Annotated in this window: 24 protein-coding genes; 15 read left to right on the top strand and 9 right to left on the bottom strand. The window is 65.7% G+C overall.

Translation table 11 applies throughout. The features are described 5' to 3' along the window. Positions 1–21: 21 nt before the first annotated feature. The 8 genes from BW994_RS01990 to BW994_RS19520 are packed head-to-tail and all read left to right on the top strand — an operon-like array spanning position 22 to position 7,554. Positions 22–528 carry a TspO/MBR family protein gene (locus BW994_RS01990; RefSeq protein ID WP_029311405.1) on the top strand — a complete coding sequence of 169 codons (507 nt, stop codon included), beginning with the start codon at positions 22–24 and terminating at the stop codon, positions 526–528. Beyond that, positions 528–1,565 carry a magnesium chelatase ATPase subunit I gene (bchI, locus tag BW994_RS01985; RefSeq protein WP_029311406.1) on the top strand — a complete coding sequence of 346 codons (1,038 nt, stop codon included), beginning with the start codon at positions 528–530 and terminating at the stop codon, positions 1,563–1,565. Before BW994_RS01990 ends, bchI begins: the two co-directional genes overlap by 1 nt. Then, positions 1,562–3,367 carry a magnesium chelatase subunit D gene (locus BW994_RS01980; protein ID WP_029311407.1) on the top strand — a complete coding sequence of 602 codons (1,806 nt, stop codon included), beginning with the start codon at positions 1,562–1,564 and terminating at the stop codon, positions 3,365–3,367. Before bchI ends, BW994_RS01980 begins: the two co-directional genes overlap by 4 nt. Before the next feature lie 4 nt (positions 3,368–3,371). After that, the gene (bchO, locus tag BW994_RS01975) at positions 3,372–4,334 is read left to right on the top strand and encodes an alpha/beta fold hydrolase BchO (protein ID WP_245594087.1); all 963 of its coding nucleotides are present in this window, start codon (positions 3,372–3,374) and stop codon (positions 4,332–4,334) included. Beyond that, positions 4,331–5,890 carry a phytoene desaturase family protein gene (gene crtI / locus BW994_RS01970; RefSeq protein ID WP_051657268.1) on the top strand — a complete coding sequence of 520 codons (1,560 nt, stop codon included), beginning with the start codon at positions 4,331–4,333 and terminating at the stop codon, positions 5,888–5,890. The genes bchO and crtI overlap by 4 nt, the downstream gene beginning before the upstream one ends. After that, positions 5,883–6,935, top strand: coding sequence for a phytoene/squalene synthase family protein (locus tag BW994_RS01965; protein ID WP_051657269.1), 1,053 nt, complete (start codon positions 5,883–5,885; stop codon positions 6,933–6,935). The genes crtI and BW994_RS01965 overlap by 8 nt, the downstream gene beginning before the upstream one ends. Positions 6,936–6,958: 23 nt before the next feature. Next, positions 6,959–7,396 (top strand): hypothetical protein, encoded by a 438-nt coding sequence (locus tag BW994_RS01960; protein ID WP_029311411.1) that lies wholly within the window; start codon positions 6,959–6,961, stop codon positions 7,394–7,396. A 5-nt stretch (positions 7,397–7,401) separates the two neighbouring features. Further along, complete coding sequence (locus BW994_RS19520; RefSeq protein ID WP_156038111.1) at positions 7,402–7,554, top strand: hypothetical protein; 153 nt, start codon at positions 7,402–7,404, stop codon at positions 7,552–7,554. A 9-nt stretch (positions 7,555–7,563) separates the two neighbouring features. On the opposite strand, the gene BW994_RS01955 is transcribed toward BW994_RS19520, so the two are convergent. After that, on the bottom strand, positions 7,564–7,749 hold the full coding sequence (locus BW994_RS01955) for a DUF6726 family protein (RefSeq protein WP_076454346.1): 186 nt from the start codon (positions 7,747–7,749) through the stop codon (positions 7,564–7,566). A gap of 130 nt (positions 7,750–7,879) precedes the next feature. Here BW994_RS01955 and BW994_RS01950 point away from each other — a divergent pair, with 130 nt between their 5' ends. The 4 genes from BW994_RS01950 (at position 7,880) to phoB (ending at position 10,925) form a co-directional block, all read left to right on the top strand. Further along, on the top strand, positions 7,880–8,527 hold the full coding sequence (locus tag BW994_RS01950; protein ID WP_029311412.1) for a peroxiredoxin: 648 nt from the start codon (positions 7,880–7,882) through the stop codon (positions 8,525–8,527). Between the two features lie 127 nt (positions 8,528–8,654). After that, positions 8,655–9,458, top strand: coding sequence for a phosphate ABC transporter ATP-binding protein PstB (gene pstB / locus BW994_RS01945; RefSeq protein ID WP_029311413.1), 804 nt, complete (start codon positions 8,655–8,657; stop codon positions 9,456–9,458). Between the two features lie 11 nt (positions 9,459–9,469). Further along, positions 9,470–10,189, top strand: a complete 720-nt coding sequence (gene phoU / locus BW994_RS01940; RefSeq protein WP_029311414.1) for a phosphate signaling complex protein PhoU — start codon at positions 9,470–9,472, stop codon at positions 10,187–10,189. A gap of 13 nt (positions 10,190–10,202) precedes the next feature. After that, on the top strand, positions 10,203–10,925 hold the full coding sequence (phoB, locus tag BW994_RS01935; protein ID WP_029311415.1) for a phosphate regulon transcriptional regulator PhoB: 723 nt from the start codon (positions 10,203–10,205) through the stop codon (positions 10,923–10,925). A 12-nt stretch (positions 10,926–10,937) separates the two neighbouring features. On the opposite strand, the gene BW994_RS01930 is transcribed toward phoB, so the two are convergent. Genes BW994_RS01930 through BW994_RS01920 form a run of 3 tightly spaced genes read right to left on the bottom strand, consistent with a single transcriptional unit; the run spans position 10,938 to position 13,959 of the window. Further along, positions 10,938–11,390, bottom strand: a complete 453-nt coding sequence (locus BW994_RS01930; RefSeq protein WP_029311416.1) for a cupin domain-containing protein — start codon at positions 11,388–11,390, stop codon at positions 10,938–10,940. Between the two features lie 42 nt (positions 11,391–11,432). Beyond that, on the bottom strand, positions 11,433–12,302 hold the full coding sequence (locus BW994_RS01925; RefSeq protein ID WP_051657271.1) for a 4-(cytidine 5'-diphospho)-2-C-methyl-D-erythritol kinase: 870 nt from the start codon (positions 12,300–12,302) through the stop codon (positions 11,433–11,435). Then, positions 12,283–13,959: a tetratricopeptide repeat protein gene (locus BW994_RS01920; RefSeq protein ID WP_245801491.1), complete on the bottom strand. Its 1,677-nt coding sequence runs from the start codon at positions 13,957–13,959 to the stop codon at positions 12,283–12,285. The genes BW994_RS01925 and BW994_RS01920 overlap by 20 nt, the downstream gene beginning before the upstream one ends. Positions 13,960–14,135: 176 nt before the next feature. Here BW994_RS01920 and apaG point away from each other — a divergent pair, with 176 nt between their 5' ends. After that, complete coding sequence (gene apaG, locus BW994_RS01915; RefSeq protein ID WP_029311419.1) at positions 14,136–14,564, top strand: Co2+/Mg2+ efflux protein ApaG; 429 nt, start codon at positions 14,136–14,138, stop codon at positions 14,562–14,564. A 117-nt stretch (positions 14,565–14,681) separates the two neighbouring features. Continuing rightward, positions 14,682–15,320, top strand: coding sequence for a GTP cyclohydrolase I FolE (gene folE / locus BW994_RS01910; RefSeq protein ID WP_029311420.1), 639 nt, complete (start codon positions 14,682–14,684; stop codon positions 15,318–15,320). A gap of 140 nt (positions 15,321–15,460) precedes the next feature. Here the strand turns inward: folE and pyc are convergent, their stop codons facing one another. The 5 genes from pyc to BW994_RS01885 all read right to left on the bottom strand — a co-directional run bounded on the left by pyc (position 15,461) and on the right by BW994_RS01885 (position 21,566). Next, on the bottom strand, positions 15,461–18,904 hold the full coding sequence (pyc, locus tag BW994_RS01905; protein ID WP_029311421.1) for a pyruvate carboxylase: 3,444 nt from the start codon (positions 18,902–18,904) through the stop codon (positions 15,461–15,463). A 183-nt stretch (positions 18,905–19,087) separates the two neighbouring features. Beyond that, positions 19,088–19,663, bottom strand: coding sequence for a YceI family protein (locus tag BW994_RS01900; protein ID WP_029311422.1), 576 nt, complete (start codon positions 19,661–19,663; stop codon positions 19,088–19,090). After that, a complete protein-coding gene (locus tag BW994_RS01895; protein WP_029311423.1) occupies positions 19,660–20,265 on the bottom strand; it encodes a cytochrome b in 606 nt (201 codons plus the stop codon). The genes BW994_RS01900 and BW994_RS01895 overlap by 4 nt, the downstream gene beginning before the upstream one ends. Next, complete coding sequence (locus BW994_RS01890) at positions 20,265–20,876, bottom strand: YceI family protein (protein ID WP_029311424.1); 612 nt, start codon at positions 20,874–20,876, stop codon at positions 20,265–20,267. Before BW994_RS01890 ends, BW994_RS01895 begins: the two co-directional genes overlap by 1 nt. 75 nt (positions 20,877–20,951) lie before the next feature. Further along, positions 20,952–21,566, bottom strand: coding sequence for an FMN-dependent NADH-azoreductase (locus BW994_RS01885; RefSeq protein WP_029311425.1), 615 nt, complete (start codon positions 21,564–21,566; stop codon positions 20,952–20,954). A 152-nt stretch (positions 21,567–21,718) separates the two neighbouring features. Between BW994_RS01885 and BW994_RS01880 the strand changes: the two genes are divergently transcribed. Then, positions 21,719–22,633: a LysR family transcriptional regulator gene (locus BW994_RS01880; protein WP_029311426.1), complete on the top strand. Its 915-nt coding sequence runs from the start codon at positions 21,719–21,721 to the stop codon at positions 22,631–22,633. Positions 22,634–22,717 lie beyond the last annotated feature (84 nt).

Below are 22,717 nucleotides of genomic sequence, written 5' to 3'. Positions count from 1 at the left end.
CGGACAGGAGATCGCAATCATATGAGTTGGTTCGGCGGCCATTGGGGACCGGTTCTGGTCGCGGCGGTGACCGCGACGGTGGTGGCCGGTGCCGGCGGTGCCGCCAGCACGATCGGGCCGTGGTATCGGGGCTTGCGCAAACCCTCGTGGCAGCCGCCGCCCTGGCTGTTCGGACCGGTCTGGACCTTGATTTTTGCCCTGATCGCCGGGGCTGGGGTGATCGGCTGGGAAGCCGCGCCGAGTGTGACGAGCGCGACGTTCCTGCTGGTGTTGTTCGGCATTAATGCGGTGTTCAATGTCGCGTGGAGCGTGCTGTTCTTCACCATGCGCCGGCCGGATTGGGCGTTGATCGATATCGCACCGCTCTGGCTGACGATTCTGGCGCTGGTCGTCACCACCGCGCAATTCGCCGGCACCGCGGCGCTGCTGCTGATGCCGTATCTGCTCTGGGTGACGTTTGCCGGCTACCTGAACCTTGTGATCGTGCGGCTGAACGCGCCGTTCACCGTAACCGCGCAGGCCGAGTGATGGCGCTGTATCCGTTCACCGCGATCGTCGGCCAGACCGAGATGATCCGCGCGATGCTGATCGCGACGGTCGAGCCAACGCTAGGTGGGGTGCTCGCGTTCGGTGATCGCGGGACCGGTAAATCGACCGCGGTGCGCGCCCTGGCGGCGCTGCTGCCGACCATGCGCGCGGTGGCCGGCTGCCGGTATCATTGCGATCCTGCGGCGCGCAGCGCGCTGTGCCCAGAATGCCGCAACCGCCGGGCGGCGGGGCGGCTGGCATCGGAACGGGTGCGGATCCCCGTGGTCGATCTGCCGCTCGGCGCGACCGAGGACCGGGTGGTCGGCGCGCTCGATCTCGAGCGGGCTCTGGCCGATGGGGTGAAGGCGTTCGAGCCCGGCCTGCTGGCGCGCGCGCATCGGGGGTTTTTGTATATCGACGAGATCAACCTGCTCGAGGATCATCTGGTCGATCTGCTGCTCGATGTCGCGGCGTCGGGCGAGAACGTGGTGGAGCGCGAGGGGCTCAGCCTGCGCCACCCGGCACGGTTCGTGCTGATCGGCAGCGGCAACCCCGAGGAGGGCGAGTTGCGGCCGCAGTTGCTCGACCGGTTCGGCCTGTGCGTCGAGGTGAAGACGCCCACCGATCTCGACCAGCGGATCGAGGTGGTGCGGCGGCGTGATGCGTTCGAGCACGACCAGGCGGGATTCACGCGCCGGTTTGCGGCCGATGAGGCGGCGTTGCGGCGGCAGTTGGTGACGGCGATGAAACTGCTGCCGCTGGTCAGCGTGCCGGAGGCGATTTTACGGCTGGCGGCGAAGCTCTGCATCGAACTCGGCACCGATGGTCTGCGCGGCGAACTCACCCTGCTGCGTGCCGCACGCGCCGAGGCGGCGTTGGAGGGCGATACCGTGGTGACCGAGAGCCATCTGCGCGCGGTGGCGCCGGCGGCGCTGCGGCATCGGTTGCGGCGTGATCCGCTCGATGAATCGCTGGCGGGTGCGCGGGTCGAGCGCGCCATGGCTGCGCTGTTCAGCCAGGCGGCGATCGCCGCATGAGCCCGTTGCCGGCGCCGCGCAAACCGACCCGCGACGCCGGCCTGGCCGCCTGCCTGTTCGCCATTGATCCGGTCGGGCTGGGCGGCATGGTGATCCGCAGCCGGATCGGGCCGGCGCGGGACGGGTTTTTGAGCCGGTTGCGCGGCCTGCTGCCCAGCGCCACGCCGGTGCGGCGCTTGCCCACGCATATCACCGATGATCGGCTGCTCGGCGGGCTCGATCTCGCGGGGACTCTGTCTTTTGGGTCCAGGATTGTGGCTACCGGCTTGTTGGCCGAGGTCGATGGCGGAGTCGTCGTGATTCCGATGGCCGAACGGCTGGATCGCGCGTTGGTCGGCAAGCTGGCGGCGGCGCTCGATCGTGGCGTGGTCAGCGTGGCGCGCGATGGCGTGATGAGCGAGCGGGATGCACGGTTCGGCGTCGTCGCGCTGGATGAAGGGATCGGCGATGACGAGGCGGCACCGGGTGCGCTGTGCGACCGGCTGGCCTTCGTGCTCGACGAGACGATGCTCAATGATGATTTCGTCTGGCCGGGGGCACGCGCGATTGCCCGGGCGCGCGGGCGGCTGGCGGGGATTGTGGCAGGCGATGATACCGCGATTGCGCTGTGCCGGACGGCGGCGGCCCTGGGGATCGATTCGTTGCGCGCGCCGATTCTGGCGTTGCGCGCGGCCCGGGCGGCCGCGGCATTGGCCGGGCGGCGCAGCATCGATGAGGCAGATGCGATTCTGGCGGCGCGGCTGATCCTGGCGCCGCGCGCGACGACGCTGCCGGCGCCCGAACCGCCGCCCGAGCCGCCATCCGAGCCGCCAACCGAATCACAGAACGAGCCGGACGAGCCGCCGCCCGAGGCGCGCGAGGCTCAGGCGGATGACCAGCCCCAGGATGAACCGCCGCCGGGTGATGCCTCGGAGGAGCTGGCCGAGCGCGTGCTCGATGCGGCCCGCAGCGCCTTGCCGCTCGATCTGCTGGCGGCGCTGGCGATGCTGGGCGGCCCACGCCGCGCCGCGAGCGCCGCCAGCGGCAAGACACCGATCGCGCAGGGTGGCGTGCGTGGCCGCCCGGCGGGCGTGCGGCCCGGCCGGCCCGGCAATGGCGCGCGGCTCGCCTTGATCGACACGCTGCGCGCCGCAGCGCCGATGCAGCCGCTGCGCCGGCGTGAGCGCGCGGCGCAAAACCCTGGGCCGATGCCGCGCGTGCTGGTGCGCGCCGAGGATTTCCGGATCAAGCGGTTCATTGCGCCGGTACGCACGGTCGCGATTTTCGCCGTCGATGCTTCGGGTTCCTCCGCGCTCAACCGGCTCGCCGAGGCCAAGGGCGCGATTCAGATTTTGTTGGCGGATTGCTATGTTCGGCGCGATCAGGTTGCGCTGATCGCGTTTCGGAACCGCACCGCCGAATTGCTGCTGCCGCCGACCGGAGCGCTGGCGCGGGCACGGCGCAGCCTGGCCGCCTTGCCGGGCGGTGGCGCGACGCCGCTGGCCCTGGGCATCGATGCCGCCTGCGCCATGGGGATTGCCGAACGTCGGCGCGGGGCCAGCCCGTTGATCGTGCTGTTAACCGACGGGGGGGCCAATATCGGGCGTGACGGCAAGCCGGGGCGCGAGGCCGCCGGGCGCGATGCCCGCGCCGCCGCCCAGGCCTGCGCCGCCGCAGGGCTGGCGGGCATGGTGATCGACACCGCGCCGCGCCGCAGCGGGTTCGCGGCGGAACTCGCGCGCCTGATGAACGGGCGTTACTTGCCGCTGCCCTACGCCGATGCCGCCGCACTCAGCAACGCCGTCCGCGCCCAGGCGGCCTAGGGGAATGACCAGAATGGCCATCGAGATGTCCGAGCCTGTGATAACGACTGAAGACACCTCGCTGTGGCAGGCGCTGCTGGGCGATGGCGCGCCGAACTGGCAGCGCGACGGCACCAATTGGCCGAACCGGGCGGCCAGCCGCTTCATCGAGGCGGGCGGACTGCGGTTTCATGTGCAGATCATGGGCAAGGGGCCGGTGGCGCTGCTGCTGCACGGCACCGGCGCGGCGACGCATTCCTGGCGCGACCTGGCACCGGCGCTGGCAGCGGATTTTACGGTGGTGGCACCCGACCTGCCCGGCCATGGGTTCACCGAGGCGCCGGTCTGGCCGCGCATGTCGCTGCCGGGCATGGCGGGGGCGGTGGCCTCGCTGATCGGCGTGCTCGATATCGCGCCGGCGCTGATCGTCGGCCATTCGGCGGGCGCCGCGATCGGGATCGATCTGTGCCGCAGCGGGCAGGTCGCACCGTCCGGGCTGGTCAGCCTGAACGGCGCGTTGCTGCCGTATCGCGGCAATCTGACCAAAGTGTTTTCGCCGATCGCCAAAATGTTCGCGATGAACCCGCTGGTGCCGCGGCTGTTCGCCTGGCGCGCGAAGAACCCGAGCATCGTGCGCCGCCTGCTCGCCGGCACCGGTTCGACGATCGATTCGGCCGGCGAGGCGCATTACGCGACGCTGGTGCGTCGCAGCGGCCATGCCGCCGCGGCGCTGACCATGATGGCGAACTGGGATCTGGACCCGATCGAGGCCAATCTGCCCAATCTGGCGCCGAGGCTGTTGCTGGTGACCGGTGCGAACGATCGCTCGATCCCGCCGCGCGAGGCGGAGCGGATCGCGCGCATCGTGCCGGGCGCGCGGCTGGTGTCGATGCCGGGGCTCGGTCATCTCGCGCATGAGGAGGCACCGGCCGAGACCGCTGCGATCATTGCGGAATTCGCGCGCGAGATCGGGGTGCTCGGCGCATGAACGCGATGCCGGAGCGTGGCGCGCTGGATGATCCGCAGCGGCCGCATGCGATCGTGATCGGCGCGGGGATCGGCGGTCTGGCCGCCGCCATCCGGCTCGGCGCGCGGGGCTGGCGGGTGAGTGTGCTGGAACGCTGCGAGCAGGCGGGCGGGCGCGCCGCGGTGTTCCGCCAGGACGGGTTTACCTTCGATGCCGGACCGACCATCATCACCGCGCCGTTTCTGCTGGAAGAACTCTGGACGCTGGCGGGAAGGCGGTTTGCCGATGACGTGACGCTGGTGCCGATCGACCCGTTCTATCGCATCCGGTTCGATACCGGATCGTATATCGATTGTTCGGCCGATCCCGCGTTCATGCGCGCCGAAATCCAGCGGCTCGCGCCGGGTGATCTGGCGGGGTATGAGCGGTTCATCGCGCTGACCGAGCGGATTTATCAAATCGGCTTCGAGCAGCTCGGCCATGTGCCGTTCGGTTCGTGGACCGACATGGCGCGGATCCTGCCGGATTTGTTGCGGCTGTCCGGCCATCGCAGCGTCTATGCGCTGGCGGCGCGCCATGTGCGCGACGAACGAATTCGCGCGGCGCTGAGTTTTCACCCGCTGCTGGTCGGCGGCAATCCGTTCAAGGTGAGCGCGATCTATGCGATGATCCTGCATCTGGAGCGCGCGCACGGCGTGCATTTCGCAATGGGCGGCACCGGGCGGATCGTCGAGGGTATGGCCGGGCTGATTGCCGGGCAGGGCGGCAGCATCCGGCTGAATACCAATATCGACCGGATCACCATTGCGGATGGCGCGGCGACCGGGGTGGCGCTCGATGACGGCACGCGGATCGCGGCGGATATCGTGGTGTCCAACGCATGCACCGCGCATACCTATCGTCATCTGCTGCGCGATGCGCCGCGCCGGCGCTGGACCGACCGCAAACTGAAAGCGACCCGGTATTCGATGGGTCTGTTCGTCTGGTATTTTGGCACCGACATCAAGTTTCCCGATGTGCCGCATCACGCGATCATCATGGGGCCGCGCTACCGCGGGCTGCTCGATGATATTTTTGAACACAAGACACTTGCGACCGACATGAGCATTTACCTGCACCGACCGACCGCAACCGATCCTTCATTGGCACCGCCGGGGTGCGATGGGTTCTATGCGCTCGCACCGGTGCCGCATCTCGGCGGTGATATCGATTGGGCAACGCAGGCCGAGCCGTATCGCCAGGCGCTGGAACGGCGGCTGGCCGAGACCATGCTGCCCGGGCTCGCGGGGCATGTGGTGACCTCGCGCATCATGACGCCAGCGGATTTCGAGAGCCGCTACGCCTCGACCCTGGGGGCCGGGTTCGGCATGGAGCCTGTGCTGACGCAGAGCGCATGGTTTCGGCCGCATAATGCGAGCGAGGAATTGCGGAACTTGTTTCTGGTCGGCGCCGGGACGCATCCGGGTGCCGGGGTGCCGGGGGTGCTGTCGACCGCGCGGGTGCTCGATGGTCTCGTGCCGGCGGTTTCGACCGTCATGTCGTCGGCGGCGGGGCGGGAGGTTGGCCAGCATGTCTGAGCGGATCGCCGATCCGGATATGGCCGCCTGTGCCGCGATGCTGCGTGGCGGTTCGCTGAGTTTTCATGCCGCCTCGCGCCTGCTGCCGGCGCGCATCCGCCATCCGGCCACCGCGCTCTACGCGTTCTGCCGCGTCGCGGATGACGCGGTGGATGACGGTGCGGACAAGGGGGCAGCGGTGGCGCGTCTCGCGCAGCGGCTCGACCGGGCCTATCACGGCCGGCCGGAGAATACGCCGGTCGATCGCGCCTTCGCCCGGATGATCGAGACCCATGCGATTCCGCGCACGCTGCCGGATGCGTTGATCGAGGGCCTCGCCTGGGATGCCGCCGGTCGGCGCCACGAGACCATTGCCGATGCGCGTGCCTATGCCGCGCGGGTGGCCGGTTCGGTCGGCGCCATGATGACGCTGATCATGGGCAGGCGCGATGCGGAGAGCCTGGGTGCGGCCTGCGACCTCGGCATTGCGATGCAGTTCACCAATATCGCGCGCGATGTGGGCGAGGATGCCCGCGCCGGGCGCCTGTATCTGCCGCTCGACTGGCTGGCGGCGCGTGGCATCGATGCCGAGGCGTTTCTGGCGGCACCACGGTTTTCGCCCGATCTGGCGCAGGTGATCGCGCAATTGCTCGACGAGGCAGAGCGTTTCTACGATCGGGCGCGGCCGGGCATTGCGTGCCTGCCGTTCGATTGCCGACCGGGGATCCAGGCGGCGCGCATGATCTATCGCGCGATCGGGCGGGGGCTGGCGCGCGGGGGTTATGATTCGATCACGCGGCGCGCGCGGGTTTCGGCGCCGCGCAAGCTGGGTCTGGCCGCCCTGGCGGTCACGCGCACCCTGCTGCCGGCGCTGCGGCTGCCGGCCCTGACCTGTGCCGAGACGCAATTTCTGATCGAGGCGGCGGCGTTGCCGGTGCGCGAGTCGATCGGGCCCGGGACGCGGGTGATCATGCTGATCGACCGGCTGGAGCGGATCGATCGTCTCGCGCCGGGCGTACGTGCCGAATTGTCTGCCCTGTCTGGCGATTTCGCCTGTCCACCCTAAATCCGTGCGAGGAGGATCAACCCATGTTGGATACCGCCATCGGACTTTCGCTCTATCTGACCGCTGCGGCCTTCGTGCTGCACGGGATTCGCGCCCGCCGGCTGAAGCGGCTGGAGGCGTATGAGCCGATCAACCCGATGATTTTCGCCGCCGGCGAGATCATGCGGCCGATCTTGCAGATCGCCGCGGCCTATGCGGCGGTGAAGACCAGTTTCATGTATTACGCGCTCGGCGGCCCGCGGATTTTTCCGCTGGTCGATTTCGGCGGGTTGCTCGCGGTGATCGCGGCCTATGGCATCTGGATTCAGCTCAAGATGCAGCCGGTCGCCGAGCCCAACCAAGGCAGCAGCGAACCGGCACCACCGCCCGCGCCGCAGCTGCCGGCGCTGCCGCCTGAGCTGATACCCCAGCCGGCGGCCACGCAGCGCGAACCGGCGCGGGCGCTTGAACTGATCGACTGAGCCGCATGCTGAAACTGTTCGGCCATTACGCGACGTTCCTGGAATTCGGTGGCCTGGAACTCGTCGTGCTGGCCGGCGCGGTCTGGTCGCTGGTTTCGGTGCGGCGGAGCCTGAAGCGGGACCGCGCGGCGGAGGCGGCGAAAGATCAGCGGGAGTAGAGGCGCCGATCAGCTGCGGGTCGGTGTCGGGTCGATCACATTGGCGCAGGCATCGGTCGGCGCGGCGGCGACCGGGCCGACCAGCGGCACGATTTTAAGCCCCGCCGACGTCACCCGGCAGGGTGCGGCAAAGAGTCCGCACCCGGACAGCGCCACGGCGGTAAGGCAGAACAGCAGGATGACGCGCAGTTTCATGATGATCCTCATTGAAATCAAGGCCGGTATATAAGGTCGTGCGGTCGCCGGTGCATCGGGACCGGTCCGGTTGGCGATTCGGGACCGAAGTATTATGTGCAGTGCACAACTGATGATCGGAGCCATGCCCATGTCATTGCAACTCGGCGATACCGCCCCGGATTTCGAGCAGGACAGCTCAGAGGGCCGGATCAAATTCCATGAGTACCTCGGTCATTCCTGGGGCATCCTGTTCAGCCACCCGGCCGATTACACGCCGGTCTGCACGACCGAGCTTGGTGTGGTCGCGCGGCTCAAGCCGGAATGGGACAAGCGCAACGTCAAGCCGGTCGGCCTGTCGGTCGATACCGGGGAGAACCACGTCGGCTGGGCGAAGGATATTCAGGAGACCCAGGGCCAGACCGTGAATTTCCCGATCCTTGCGGATCACGACCACAAGGTCAGCCGGCTGTATGAAATGATCCACCCGAACGCCAGCACGACGGCGACGGTGCGTTCGGTGTTCATCATCGACCCGGCCAAAAAGATCCGGCTGATCCTGACCTATCCGATGGCGACCGGGCGCAATTTCGATGAGATCCTGCGGGTGATCGACTCCTTGCAGCTTACCGATTCCGACAAGCTCGCCACCCCGGCCAATTGGAAGGACGGCGATGACGTCATTATCGTCACGTCGGTGTCGGATGAAGAGGCGCACAAGCGTTATCCGGCCGGTTTCAAGACGTTGAAGCCCTATCTGCGTCTGGTGAAGCAGCCGAAGCTGCCGAGCGCGGGCTGACCCGGCACATCTGTCATAAAAGCTTCATCGCACTGTCATAACCATGGCATGATAGGGGCTTAAGGAGCGGTGTCATGATCCTGACATTGCTCCTTCCCACGCTGTCGCACCAAGACGGAGCCTGTTGATGCCCGAAGCCGCCGCCCGCCTCGCACCGATGGCGCAGTCCGCGTCCGAGGAGCCGCGGATCGCCATCCGCAATCTCGATTTCTATTACGGTGCCACCAAGGCGCTGAAATCGGTCTCGATCGATTTTCTCGACCGCCAGACCACCGCGATGATCGGCCCGTCCGGTTGCGGCAAATCAACGCTGCTGCGCGTGCTCAACCGCATGTACGATCTTTACCCCGGTCAGCGCGCCGAGGGCGAGGTCATGCTCGATGGCGAAAACATCATCGCCCCCGGCATGGACATCAACCGCCTGCGCCGCCGCGTCGGCATGGTGTTCCAGAAACCGACGCCGTTTCCGAAGTCGATCTACGAGAACGTCGCCTTCGGGGTGCGTCTGCACGAACGCCTCTCGCGCAGCGCGATGGACGAACGGGTGGAATCATCCCTGGTGCGCGCCGCCCTGTGGGGTGAGGTGAAGGACAAGTTGAACAATTCGGCGCTTGCCCTGTCGGGCGGGCAGCAACAGCGCCTGTGCATTGCCCGCACCATCGCGGTAAAACCCCAGGTCATCCTGCTCGATGAGCCGACCAGCGCGCTCGACCCGATTTCGACCCTGAAAATCGAGCAGCTGATCGAGGAATTGAAGCGCGATTTCACCATCATCATCGTCACGCACAATATGCAGCAGGCCGGCCGCTGCGCCGATCGGGTGGCGTTTTTCTATCTCGGCGAAGTGGTCGAAGTGGCCGACGCGACGCAAATGTTCACCGCCCCGCGCGAACGCCGCACCCAGGAATACATCACCGGCCGGTTCGGTTGAGGAGCATCGCCATGCCTGACGAATCCCGCCATATCCTGACCAGCTTCGAAGCCGATCTCGGCCGTCTGCGCGACATGATCGCGGCGATGGGCGGGCTGGTCGAGACCGAACTGGCCGACGCCACCGCAGCCCTGCTCTCGCGCGATGCGGTAATGGCCGCCCGCGTCGTCGAGTTCGATGCTCGGGTCGATGCCGAGGAGCGCGCGATCGAGCAATTCGCGATCCGCGTGCTCGCCCTGCGCCAGCCGGTCGCGGATGATCTGCGCCAGGTGGTCGCGGCGCTGAAAGTCACCACCGATCTGGAGCGCATCGGCGATTACGCCGCCAATGTTGCCAAGCGCACGATCATTCTGAACGAGGCGGTGCCGGCCTATCCGCTCGCAAGCCTCGCGCAGATGTCGCGCCTGGTGCAGGAGAACCTGAAATCGACGATCGATGCGATCGGCGAGGCCGATCCGCAGAAAGCCATGGCGGTCTGGCGCGCGGATCAGATGATCGATGATCTCTACACCACGATCTTTCGCGAGCTGATCACCTACATGATGGAAGATCCGCGCAACATCAGCGCATGTACCCATTTGCTGTTCATCGCGAAAAACCTGGAGCGGATCGGCGATCACGCGACCAACGTGGCCGAACTCACGTATTACGCGGCGACCGGCGAAACCCTGCCGGACAACCGGCCCAAGGGCGATCTGTCCGCCACCTACATGCCGCGTACCGACACGTGAGCGCGCTTTACCGATGGAGTCTGTCGTGAGTGAATCCAACCGCCCGCTGGTGCTCGTGGTCGAAGACGAGGCGCCGCTGGTCACGCTGCTGCGCTATAATTTGGAAAAGAGCGGCTTCCGGGTCGATGAAGCCGGCGACGGTAACGAGGCTTTGACCAAAATCACCGAGTCGCCGCCCGACCTCGTGCTGCTGGACTGGATGCTGCCGACCCTGTCCGGCATCGAGCTCTGCCGCCAGCTCCGCCGCCGCCCGGCCACGCGCAGCCTGCCGGTGATCATGCTCACCGCCCGCGCCGAGGATCAGGACGCGGTACGCGGCCTCGAAACCGGCGCCGATGATTACATCACCAAGCCGTTCTCGCCCGAAGCGCTGGTCGCGCGCATCCGCGCCCTGCTCCGCCGCACCGGCGCCGCCCCCGCCAAGGCGCCGTTGCAGTTCGCCGATATGGAACTTGACCCGACCACCCATAAAGTGACCCGCGCCGGCAAGGTGCTGCACCTCGGGCCGACCGAATTCCGCTTGCTCGAATTCTTCATGCGCCACCCGCGCCGGGTGTTCTCGCGCGAGGATGTGCTGAACGCGGTGTGGGGGCGCGATATCCATGTCGAACCGCGCACGGTCGATGTGCACATCCGCCGCCTGCGCAAAGCCATCAACGGTGAAAACGAACTCGATCTGGTCCGCACCGTGCGCGCCGCCGGCTACGCGCTCGACACCGACATGGTCGCGGCCTAACGCGAACCGGGCTCAGCGCGAACCGCCGGGCGCCCAGCCCTCGGGTGCCATTTCGAAACCGGCGAATTCGAATGCGGGAGCCACCACGCAACTGACCAGGGTCCAGCGCCCCAGGCTTCTCGCATCCTGCCAGGCGCTGACCGGCACCGTATGCTGCAGGGTCTCGCCCTGCGCCAGATCGGGGCCGAGCCGCACCTGATACGGCACCCCTTCCGCCGCACAAACCCCGAGCGCCAAGGGCGCTCCCGCCTGCCACAGCCACAGCTCCGCCGCATCGACCCGATGCCAGCGCGAGCGTTCGCCGGACTCCAGCAGGAACAGAATGCTGGTCGCCGCGCCACGCCCGCCGGCTGCCGGCCGATCGCGCCAGACCTCCCGGTAATGGCCGCCTTCGGGGTGGGGTGCGAGATCGAGCGCCTGCCGCACCGCCGCCGGATCGCACAAGGGATTGCGGAGATCGATCATGAATGCTCCCGCATCGAAACCGGATTTCACATAAAACCGCGGCTAGCTGGCCGCATCGCCGCCCCAGCTCCACCATCCCGGCCGGGCCACGCGTTCGGCCGCCCGTGCCGCCACCGTGCGGTCGGAGTAGAGGCCAAAGCAGGTCGCGCCCGATCCGCTCATCCGCGCCAGCAGGCAGGCGGGGTCGGCGCGCAGCGCGTCCAGCACGGTGCCGATGGCGGGTGCGATCGCCATTGCCGGCGTTTCCAGATCGTTCGACAGTCGCCCGAGGTCGTGCGCCATCGTCGCCGCGTCGTCCCACCCGCCCGGCAGTGCCGCCACGGTTGAGAACGCGCCGCTGCGCGCCTTGAAAATCTCTGGAGTCGCCACCGCCACACCGGGGTTCACCAGCACCATGCCGAATGCAGGCAGTTTTGGTGCCACGGTCAGTACCTCGCCGATCCCGCCCATCCGCGCCGGTTCGCTGGCGATGCACACCGGCACATCCGCCCCCAGCGGTTCGGCCAGGAAATCGGGCATTGGGCAATTCCAGTGCCGCGCGATCAACCGGCACGCTGCCGCGGCATCGGCCGAGCCACCGCCGATGCCCGATGCCACTGGCAGATTCTTGGTCAGCCGGAACGCGAAATTCGCCGATCGCCCCATGGACGCGCCGAATCCCCGTGCCGCCCGCAGCACCAGATTGTTCGGCTCCGCGGCCAGCCCATCGCTGAACGGTCCGGTCACCGCGATGCTCAGCGCCGAGGCCGGAGTCATGCTCAAGCGGTCGCCCACGCCGGGAAACACCGCGAGGCTGTCGAGCAGATGAAACCCATCCGCCCGCCGTCCGACCACGTGGAGGAATAAATTCACCTTGGCGCGCGCCAATTCGGTCAGGATCGTGCTCATCGGCTCACGACCCTGCCGCTTCATGTTTCAGATGAGCCTCGATCTTTGCGGCCTCCGCCTTGTCCGGGTGCAGCGCCAGCGCGCGCGCCCATTGGTTGCGCGCCGCCAACCGATTGCCGGCGGCGGCGAAAATATCGGCCAGATGCGCATTGACCTCGGCGTCGTCCGGTGCGGCCTGCACCGCGCGGATCTGCACCTTCATCGCTTCGGCGATCTTGCCGCGCCGGAGCAGCACATAGCCCAGGCTGTCGATGATCGCGCCCTCGTTCGGATCGACCTGCAACGCCTGCTCGATCATGGCCTGCGCCTGCGCCAGATGAACGCCGTGGAGCGCATCCGAATAGCCCAGATAGTTCAGCACGAACGGCTGGCCCGGTTGCAGGGCGAGTGCGCGGTGCAGATCGGCCTCGGCGGCGGGCCAGTCGTTCAGCTTATCCTCGGCGATCGCCCGGCCGTAATACAGCGCCCAGGCATTGCCCGGCGGGTTTGGCCCCAGCCGCGCCAGCGCGCGGGAGTATAAACTGCGCGCCGCCTGGAAATGGCCCGCATCGCGCTCGATATCGGCGGCCAGGGTCAGCGGCGCCGTGTTGTGTGGATGCGCCTTTGCCAGGGCGGCGAGCGCCGGCAGCAGGGGCGCGCCCTGGCCCAGCCCATCGAGGATCTGGCCGCGCTGCATCACGGCCGGGCCGTAGAGCGGATCATCCGGCCCGATTTTCGCCAGATCGGCGGCGGCATTTTCAGGATGCTTCAGTGCGATGTCGAGGTCGGCCCGTACCAGGCGTGCGGCCGTCAGATCGGGTCGCAGGCCGAGCGCGAATCCCAGCAGAATCTGGCGCAGCAGCACTTGTTGCGGCTGATTGATCGATCCCGCCAGCGTCAGATAGGCCTCCGCCACGCCATCCTTGGCCGATCCGATCATCGGGTTCGCCGCGTCCTGCTCGAGCGCCCGCAGCGCCAGTGACAGGTCGGGATGGCTGGCAACCATGCGGACCAGCAGCGCATCGGCGCGGTCGCGATGGCCCTGGCGTGCCTGAAAACTCGCGATCGCCTCGGCAAGGCGCAGATTGGGCGCCTGGAACGCCTGCTCCGCCTGGGCATAGAACGGCGCCGCCTGCACCGCCCGCCCCGCCAGATCGGCGATCAGCCCGGCATTCAGCGCGTAGACCGGCCCGAACGGCGGCGTGGTTTCGAGCCCCTGCAGCAGTTCGATCGCCCGATCCGTCTCGCCCGCGCCGGTTTCGGCCCAGGCGACCAGCAGGGGGCGGATCAGGCCGGTCACGCCATCGGGTGCCATCGTCGCGAAGATGGCCGCCGCCTTGGCATCGTCCCCGGCCTGCATCATCGCATTGCCGCGCACCATGATCGCGAGCGGATCGGTCCCGAGTTTCGCGGCGAGTGCCGGCGCATTCGGGCTACCGGCGAGCAGGGCGGTCACGAACCCCTGGCGCAACAAGGCCTGATTGCCGGGATCGAGCGCAATCGCCTGCGCGAACAACCGTGCCGCGGCTGCTTCATGCCCGGTGCCGGCGGCGTAGTTGCCGGCCATGAACGCACCGTACAGCGACATCGTGCCCGGCCCGGCGGTGGCGGGTGCGGAGCCGGCCACGCCGCCGGCGCAGGACGAGAGCAGCAGAACCAACGAACAGGCCGCGCGCCGCAGCGCCTTCGAAGCTGGGATCATCATGGTTTCCTAACCCGGATCACCGTGCCGGTCACGCCCCCCGCGACACCCAGGGAACGGCAGCCGGCTTGTTTCCAGCGCGCTGCGGGATTACAGCAAATGACCCCGCACCGATCGCCATTGGATGCGGTACCCCTCCGGAGCTTGCGCTTTCGAGGCCTATGAGGATAGCAACGATGGCACCGAGCCGCCCGCAAACCGCCAACAACCTCTACCAACGCGAAACATCCGGCATCCGCGTTTCGGTCCGCGTGATTTTTCTGGAAGACCAGTCCCGGCCGGACGAGCGGCATTTTGTCTGGGCCTATCAGATCAAGATCGAGAACATCGGCATCGTCACCATGAAATTGCTCCGCCGCACCTGGATGATCACCGATGGTAACGGCCATATCCAGCAGGTTCACGGCCCGGGCGTGGTCGGCGAGCAACCGGTGCTCGATCCGGGCGATAGCTTCGAATACACCTCGGGCACGCCGCTCGAGACGCCCAGCGGGTTCATGACGGGGCTGTTCCACATGATCGCGGTGGACAGCGGCGAACCGTTCGACGTCGCGATCCCCGCGTTCAGCCTCGACAGTCCGCATGGCGATCAGCGGCTGCACTGATGATCAGCCCACAAATCATGGCAACATCATCGGGTTGCGGGGTTGCAAGTGCCGACCATATGCCGTTCAGAGCGGGCTGTTGAAAACATCCCGCAAGTCAATGATGGGAGACTGCCGGTGGATATTCATACCCCGCTCGATCACTTGGATAACGCGGGACATCCTGATCGTCCGAGCCGCGCCGAAGCCGAGGCCGCGATCCGTACCCTGATCCAATGGGCCGGTGACGACCCGGCGCGTGAGGGGCTGCTCGATACACCGGCCCGGGTTGCGCGGTCCTACGAGGATTTCTTTCGCGGCTATGCCGAGGACCCCGAAGCCATCCTGACCCGTACCTTCGAGGAAATCGAAGGCTATGACGAGATGGTGATTTTGCGCGACATTCGCCTCGAATCCCATTGCGAACATCACATGGTGCCGATCATCGGCGTCGCCCACGTCGCCTACCTGCCGAACCGCCGGGTGGTCGGCATCAGCAAACTCGCCCGCGTGGTCGATGCCTATGCCAAGCGCCTGCAGATCCAGGAAAAGCTTACCGCCCAGATCGCCAACACGATCAACGAAGTGCTGCAACCGCGCGGCGTCGCCGTGGTGATCGAGGCTGGGCACGAATGCATGTCCACCCGCGGCGTCCATAAAACCGGTGTCGCCATGGTCACAAGCCGCATGCTCGGCGCGTTCCGCGATGATCCCTCGACGCGGCGGGAGTTTTTGTCGATGATTCAGGGGCGGCGGTGTACGGGGTTTGAGAGTTAAGCGAGCACTTCTTTTTTTGTAAAAAAAGAAGCAAAAAAACTTCTACTCGCTAGGTCCCCGGCGTTCAGGCGCCGGGGACCCAAATTAAAAAAAGTTTTTTGCTACTTTTTTTCAAAAAAGTAGTGCTTCCTTACCTTCCCTCACGCCATTTCCACCAACAAATCCTTAGCCTCCACCGCCTCACCCGGCTTCACATGCAGCGCCTTGACGCTGCCATCGCGCGGTGCGGCGATGCGCGTCTGCATCTTCATCGCCTCGATCGCGACCAGCGCGTCGCCCTGGCTGACGGACTGCCCCTCGCGCACCATGATGGTGGCGACGGTGCCCGGCATGGGCGCGCCAATCTCGCCATCCTTGGTATCATCCGCCTTGCGCCGCGCGGCGCGGGTGGGAGTCACCGCGCGGTTCGGCACCACCACCACGCGCGGCTGGCCGTTGAGTTCGAAAAACACCCGGACATTGCCGTCCTCATCGGTCTCGCTCATGGTTTGCAGGCGCAGGATCAGGGTCTTGCCGGGTTCCATTTCAATCGCGATTTCATCGCCCGGCTGCATGCCGTAAAAATACACCGGCGTCGGCAAAACGCCGACCGGCCCATAGGTCCGCCGCGCCGCGCAATAGCCGGCGTAGACCTGCGGATACATCACATAGGCCGCCAGACCATCGTCATCGATCGGCCCGGCGCATTGTTCGGTCGCGGTGGCGCGCAATGCCTCGAGATCCGCCATCGGCAGCAGCGACCCCGGCCGCACGATATAGGGCTCCTCATCGCGCAGCGCCTTGGCCTGCAACAACCCCGGCCACCCGCCGGGCGGCTGGCCCAGATCGCCGCGCAGCATTTCCACGGCGGAGGCCGGAAACGCGATCTCCTTGGCGGGGTCGAGCACATCGCCCACCGTCAGCCCCTGGCTGACCATCATCAGCGCCATGTCGCCCACCACTTTCGACGAGGGCGTGACCTTCACGATATCGCCGAACATCATGTTGACATCGCGATAGGTGCGCGAGATTTCGTGCCAGCGCTCGGCCAGGCCCAGCGAGCCGGCCTGTTCGCGCAGATTGGTGAACTGCCCGCCCGGCATTTCATGCAGATAGACTTCCGACGCGCCGGATTGCAGATCGCTCTCGAACGCCGCGTATTGCGCGCGCACCGCCTCCCAATAGAAACTCAAATCCCGGATCACATCCGGATCGAGCCCGGTGTCGCGATAGGTATGCCGCCACGCCTCGACCAGCGAGCCCAGGCAGGGCTGCGAGGTCAGGCCGGACATCGGGTCCATCGCCGCATCCACCGCATCCACCCCGGCCTCGACCGCGGCGAGCACGGTTGCTCCCGAAATGCCGGAGGTATCGTGCGTATGCAGATGAATCGGCAGCCCGACCGCATCCTTCAACGCCCGCACCAGCACGCCGGCGGCCGAGGGTTTCAGCACGCCGGCCATGTCCTTGATCGCGAGGATATGGCAGCCCGCCGCTTCGAGTTGCTTCGCCAGATCGACGTAATAATTCAGCGAATACTTCGCCCGCGCGGGGTCGAGAATATCGCCGGTGTAACAAATCGCACCCTCGGCGAGCTTGCCGGTTTCCAGCACCGCATCGATCGCGACGCGCATGTTCTCGACCCAGTTGAGGCAGTCGAAAATCCGGAACAGATCGATGCCGTTCGCCGCCGCGCGCTTGACGAAGAACCGCACGATATTATCAGGATAATTGGTGTACCCCACGCCGTTCGCACCACGCAGCAGCATCTGCAGCAGAATGTTGGGCGCGGCCGCGCGGATCGCGGCGAGGCGCTCCCACGGGCTTTCGGTCAGAAACCGCATCGAGACATCGAACGTCGCCCCACCCCAGCATTCCAGCGAGAACAGGCCGGGCAGTCCCACCGCGTAGGCGGGGGCCGCGGCAATGATGTCGTAGCTGCGCATCCGGGTCGCCAGCAGCGACTGATGCGCATCGCGCATCGTCGTGTCGGTGATCAGCACGCGCGATTGCTGGCGCATCCAGGCGGCAAACCCCACCGGCCCGAGCTGATCGAGCAGTTGTTTGGTGCCGTCGGCGGGTTTGCCGGCGATGCGCGGCGCATCGGGCGTGCGGGCCGAGGCCAGCGGCTTGCGCTTGCCCCTGACATCCGGATGGCCGTTCACCGTCACATCCGCGACATAGCGCAGCAGCCTGGTCGCCCGGTCGCGCCGCTTCGGCAGAGCGAACAGTTCGGGTGTGGTATCGATAAACCGCGTGGTGTAATCGCCCGCCTGGAACGATTGATGGGTCAGCAACGCTTCGAGGAACGGCAGGTTGGTGGTGACGCCGCGAATGCGATATTCGCGGAGCGCGCGCAACATCCGCGCCGTCGCCTCGCCGGGCGAGGGCGCCCAGGCCGTCACTTTTTCCAGCAGCGCATCGTAGAACCGCGTCACCACCGCGCCCGAATAGGCGGTGCCGCCGTCAAGGCGGATGCCGAAGCCGAACGCGCCGCGATAGGCCGAAATCCTGCCGTAATCGGGGATGAAATTATTCTCCGGATTCTCGGTGGTGATCCGGCATTGCAACGCGTGGCCATCGAGCACGATGCCCGATTGCGGTGGCACGCCGGTCTCGCCGACTTCGCCGATATGCCCGCCCTCGGCCACCTTGATCTGGGCTTTGACGATGTCGATGCCGGTGACCATTTCGGTCACCGTGTGCTCGACCTGAATCCGTGGATTGACTTCGATGAAATAGAATTTGTTGGTATCGCGATCGAGCAGAAACTCGACCGTGCCGGCGTTGCGATAATCGGTCGCCCGGCCGATCGCGAGTGCTGCCTCGCACAGCGCAGCCCGCGTCGCATCATCGAGATACGGCGCCGGCGCGCGTTCCACCACTTTCTGATGACGCCGCTGGATGGTGCAATCACGCTCGAACAGATGCACCAGATTGCCATGCGCATCGCCGAGCAACTGCACCTCGACATGGCGTGCGCGCTGGACGAGTTTTTCGATATAGACTTCATCATTGCCGAACGCCGCCTTCGCCTCGCGCCGCGCGGTGCCCAATTCGTCGATCAGCGTATCCGCCGCGGCAATCGGCCGCATACCGCGCCCGCCGCCACCCCAGGACGCCTTGAGCATCACCGGATAGCCGATTTCCGCCGCAATCGCGCGCGTCGCCGCATCATCATCGCCCAACGGCGGACTCGCCGGCATCACCGGCACGCCGACCGAAACCGCGAGGTTACGCGCGGCAACCTTGTTGCCCAAGGTGCGCATGGTCGCCGGCAGCGGCCCGATGAACACGATGCCGGCATCCGCGCAGGCATCCGCGAAATCCGGATTTTCCGACAGGAACCCATATCCCGGATGAATCGCATCCGCCCGCGCCTCGATCGCGACGCGCAACACCTCCTCGATCGACAAATAAGCCTCGATCGGGCCCATTCCCTTGCCGATCAGATAGGCCTCGTCGGCCTTGAAGCGATGCAGCGATAATTTGTCCTGTTCGGCATAGACGCCGATCGTCCGAATCCCCAATTCAGCGGCCGCCCGAAACACGCGAATGGCGATTTCGGACCGATTCGCCACCAATAGCCGACTGAATTTTTTCAAGTTTCGCTCCGATCCGTTTTTGCGTCGCGTATCACGTGCAGCTTCAAGCTATGGTGACATAAACTTGCTGGCAAGCGAATTGTGCGGTGCGGTAGGCTTGGAGGAAGGAAGGGTTCTTTTTTGTAAAAAAGAACCAAAAAATTTTTTGTTGTTTGGTATTGCGGTTGTGGGTGGATCGTCGCGCTATTTCATCTTGGTTGCTGTCAGGTCGATGGTGACGTCTACGTTCAGCGCGACCCATTGGCCGCTCTGCCAGGGGCCTTGGCCGACGCCGAAGGCGGTGCGCAGCAGATTGGCGCTAGCCGTCGCATGGGCGGTGTCGCCGGCGATCGTGACGGTGAAGGGCAGGGTCAGCGGCTTGGTCACCCCGCGCAACTGCAGCGTGCCGATCGCCTGGTAGGTGTTCGCCCCGGTTTTCGTGATGCGATTCGAGGTGAACACCGCCTGCGGCGATTTCGATACGTCGAACCAATCCTTGCCCGGCAATGCGGTATCGCGCTGCGAATCGCCGGTGCTGGCGCTCGCCAGATCGACCGTGACGTCGATATGTGAGTCCGCGAGATCGTCGGGGCTGAACGCGATGTCGGCGGTGAATGTCTTGAACGTTCCATGGAACTTCGTGCCGGTTTGGGTACCTGTGAAACCAAGGCTGCTTTTCGCGGCATCCACCGTCCATCGTGGCGCACCGGCAGCGTGCGCGGCCAAGGGTGAAGCCAGCAGGGTGGCAGCGGCGATCGAGAAACGCGTGAACGAGTTCATGGAGCACTATCCTTCGTTTGCGCAGCACGCCGGCCGGGCAACATGCGCCGTAGCACCGTGTCGCGCTTGATGAAATGATGATGCAGGGCCGCCCCCGCATGGGCGCAGATCAGCGCGATCAACGCAAAGGCGCCGTAGTCGTGGATATTTTCGAGCACCGCCTCGGCCTGTTTTTTATGCGCAAGCGTCGGCAGAATTGGCAGATCGGGCCAGGGGATGACGCCGTACAGCACGGTCGGAATATCGAACGGCGAGGCGGAAACCGCCGCCCAACCGGTCAGCGGCAAGGCGAACAGCGCAACATATAGTAGCCGATGGCTCCACGTCGCCGCTGCCCGCTGCCACGGCGGCATCGCCTCGCGCAGGATCGGCGGGCGATGGCGCAGCTTCCAGCCGATCCGCAAAAATGCGGCGAGCAGGATTGTGATGCCGATCGACTTGTGCAGCTGATATAGTTGAAACAGCGATTGCGGCGGCAGTTTCACATGCGTCATCACCAGCCCGATGATTGCAAGCGCCACGATGCCGAGCGCCATCACCCAGTGCAGGATGATGGCGACCAGCGTGTAGCGCTCGGCCGGAATCGGCATCGCCACCGGCATTACTTCTGCAGTTCGAACGCGCCGGCCAGCGTCAGCGTGACATCGTCGCCCACCATCGGCACATAGGCCTTGACGCCGAATTCACTGCGCTTGACCACGCCGGTCGCGGAAAACCCGACAGTATCGGCCTTGTCGATCGGGTTGATGCCGGTGCCGATGAACCGCGCCTTCAGCACGATCGGTCGGGTCACGCCATGCAGCGTCAAATTGCCGTCGATCGTCGCGGTGGTCTTGCCGGTGCGGATCACCTTGGTCGATGTGAACGTCGCGGTCGGATATTTGGCGGTGTCGAACCATTGGTTGTTGTTCAACTCGGTGGTCAATGCAGGCACCGTCGTCATCACCGACTTCATCCCGATCGTGACATCGAGCTTGTCGGCCGCCGGCTTGGCGGTATTCAGCACCAGGCTGCCCGAGGCATCGCCGAACATGCCGGAAAACTCGGTGAACCCGAAATGGGACAGGGTGAAGACCACCTGGGTATGATAGGGGTCGACCTTGTATGTGCCCGCCTTGACCGCTGCCGGGTTTTTCGAGGCGATTTGCGCGAGCGCGGACGGCGCCGCAGCGATCAACGCCGTTACGGCAAGAGCAGCAAACGATAGTTTCATGAGATGTCGTTCCTTGATGTAAAACGCGATGCGGGCGGCTGAACCTGTGCGGTCGGGGCGTCCCGCTTTGCGAGGTCAGGCCGCCAATGCCGCAATTTCGGCTTGGGCTTTGCCGATTGCACCCTCGCGGGCCTCCGGTCCGAACGCGATGCCTTCGGCGCGGATGAAGGTGATATCGGTCAGGCCGATGAACGAGAGCACGGCGGTCAGGTAGGTTTCCTGGTGCTCGAGGCCGGCGGCGGGGCTGCCGGCGGAATAGACGCCGCCGCGGGTCGAGGCGATCAGGATTTTCTTGCCTTTGGGCAGCAGGCTCTCCGGCATGCCGCCTTCGCCGTAGCGGAAGGTCTTGCCGGCGACGACGACGCGATCGATCCAGGCCTTGAGCTGGCTGGGAATCCCGAAATTATACATCGGCGCGCCGATCACGATAATATCGGCGGCAAACAATTCGTCGATGAACGCGCTGCCGGTGGCGAGATCGGCGCCGAGAGCGGCATCGCTCACCGTGCTGCCCTGCCAGGCGGCCATGTGCGCGCCCGACAGATGCATCATCGGCGTCGCGGCCAGGTCGCGGTAGACGATGTCGAGGTCAGGATGCAGTGCGGCCTCCTTGGCGACGATTTCGGCGGTGAGGGTTCGGCTGACCGAGTGGGGGCCGAGGATGCTGGAATCGATGTGCAATAACTTCATGGTTTGAAACTCCGGCCGGCGGCGTGGGTGCCGGCGTGGCAAAGGTTGCGGCGAGGCGCCGGTTCACGGCTTGATGCATGGTTATTGACTATCTGCATACCCGGTATATTCCGATCCTATCCATCGGATGAAGCGATAGACGGAGAGTGGCGATGCTTGACGGAATTTCACTCGACCAGTTGCGGGTGTTCATCACGGCGGCGGACGAAGGCAGTTTTTCAGCGGCGGGACGCAAATTGCGCCGCGCGCAATCGGTCGTGAGCGACATGGTCAGCACGCTGGAAGGGCAAATCGGTGTCACTTTGTTCGATCGCACCGGTCACACGCCGAAATTGACCGGGGCGGGCACGGCCCTGCTCGGCGATGCGCGCACCATCATGTGCGGCGTCGATGGTTTGAAAGCGCGGGCGAAGGGCATGGCGCGCGGGCTGGAGCCGGAATTATCCGCGGTGATCGACGTGTTTTTCCCGATGACCGCGATTACCGCCGCGGCACGGGCGTTTCGAGCCCAGTTCCCCGGCACGCCGCTGCGGCTCTATGTCGAAGCTCTGGGAGCGGCGGGCCTGAAAGTAGTCGACGGCAGTTGCAGCTTCGGCGTGGTCGGCAGTTCATTGCCGCTGCTGCCACCCACAATGACGAGCGAGCGGCTGGATGGAATCGAGATGGTGCTGGTGGCATCGCCCGCTCATCCGCTGGCGTCGCTGACGGGTACGATCCCGCGCGCCGTGCTGGCGCGCCATGTTCAGCTGGTGCTGACCGACCGGTCCGACCTGTCGGCCGGGCGGGAGTTCGGTGTGATTTCGCCGCAGACCTGGCGGCTCGCGGATTTATACGCAAAGCACGAATTCCTCCGCCACGGCCTGGGCTTCGGCGGCATGCCGCTGCATTCGGTCACGGCGGATCTGGCGAGCGGCGCGCTGGTGCAGCTTATGGTCGAGGATATGCCGGCGGGTGGGCTTACTCTGCCGATGGCGGTGGTCTATCCCAGCGCGTTGCCGCCGGGGCCGGCCGGTCGATGGTTGATCGAGTTTTTGAAGACGGCGGAAGCAAGCGCTTCTTTTTTGTAAAAAAGAAGCAAAAAACTTTTTTTAATTTGGGGCACGGGTGTTTTCGCCGGCATGGGCTCAACGTCAAAAAGTTTTTTTGCTTCT

This window comes from Acidiphilium rubrum (assembly GCF_900156265.1).
In the GTDB taxonomy this organism is placed as follows: Bacteria; Pseudomonadota; Alphaproteobacteria; order Acetobacterales; family Acetobacteraceae; genus Acidiphilium; species Acidiphilium rubrum.
The sequence above is the reverse complement of the archived record's forward strand: the minus strand, read 5'-3'. Positions and strand labels throughout refer to the sequence as shown.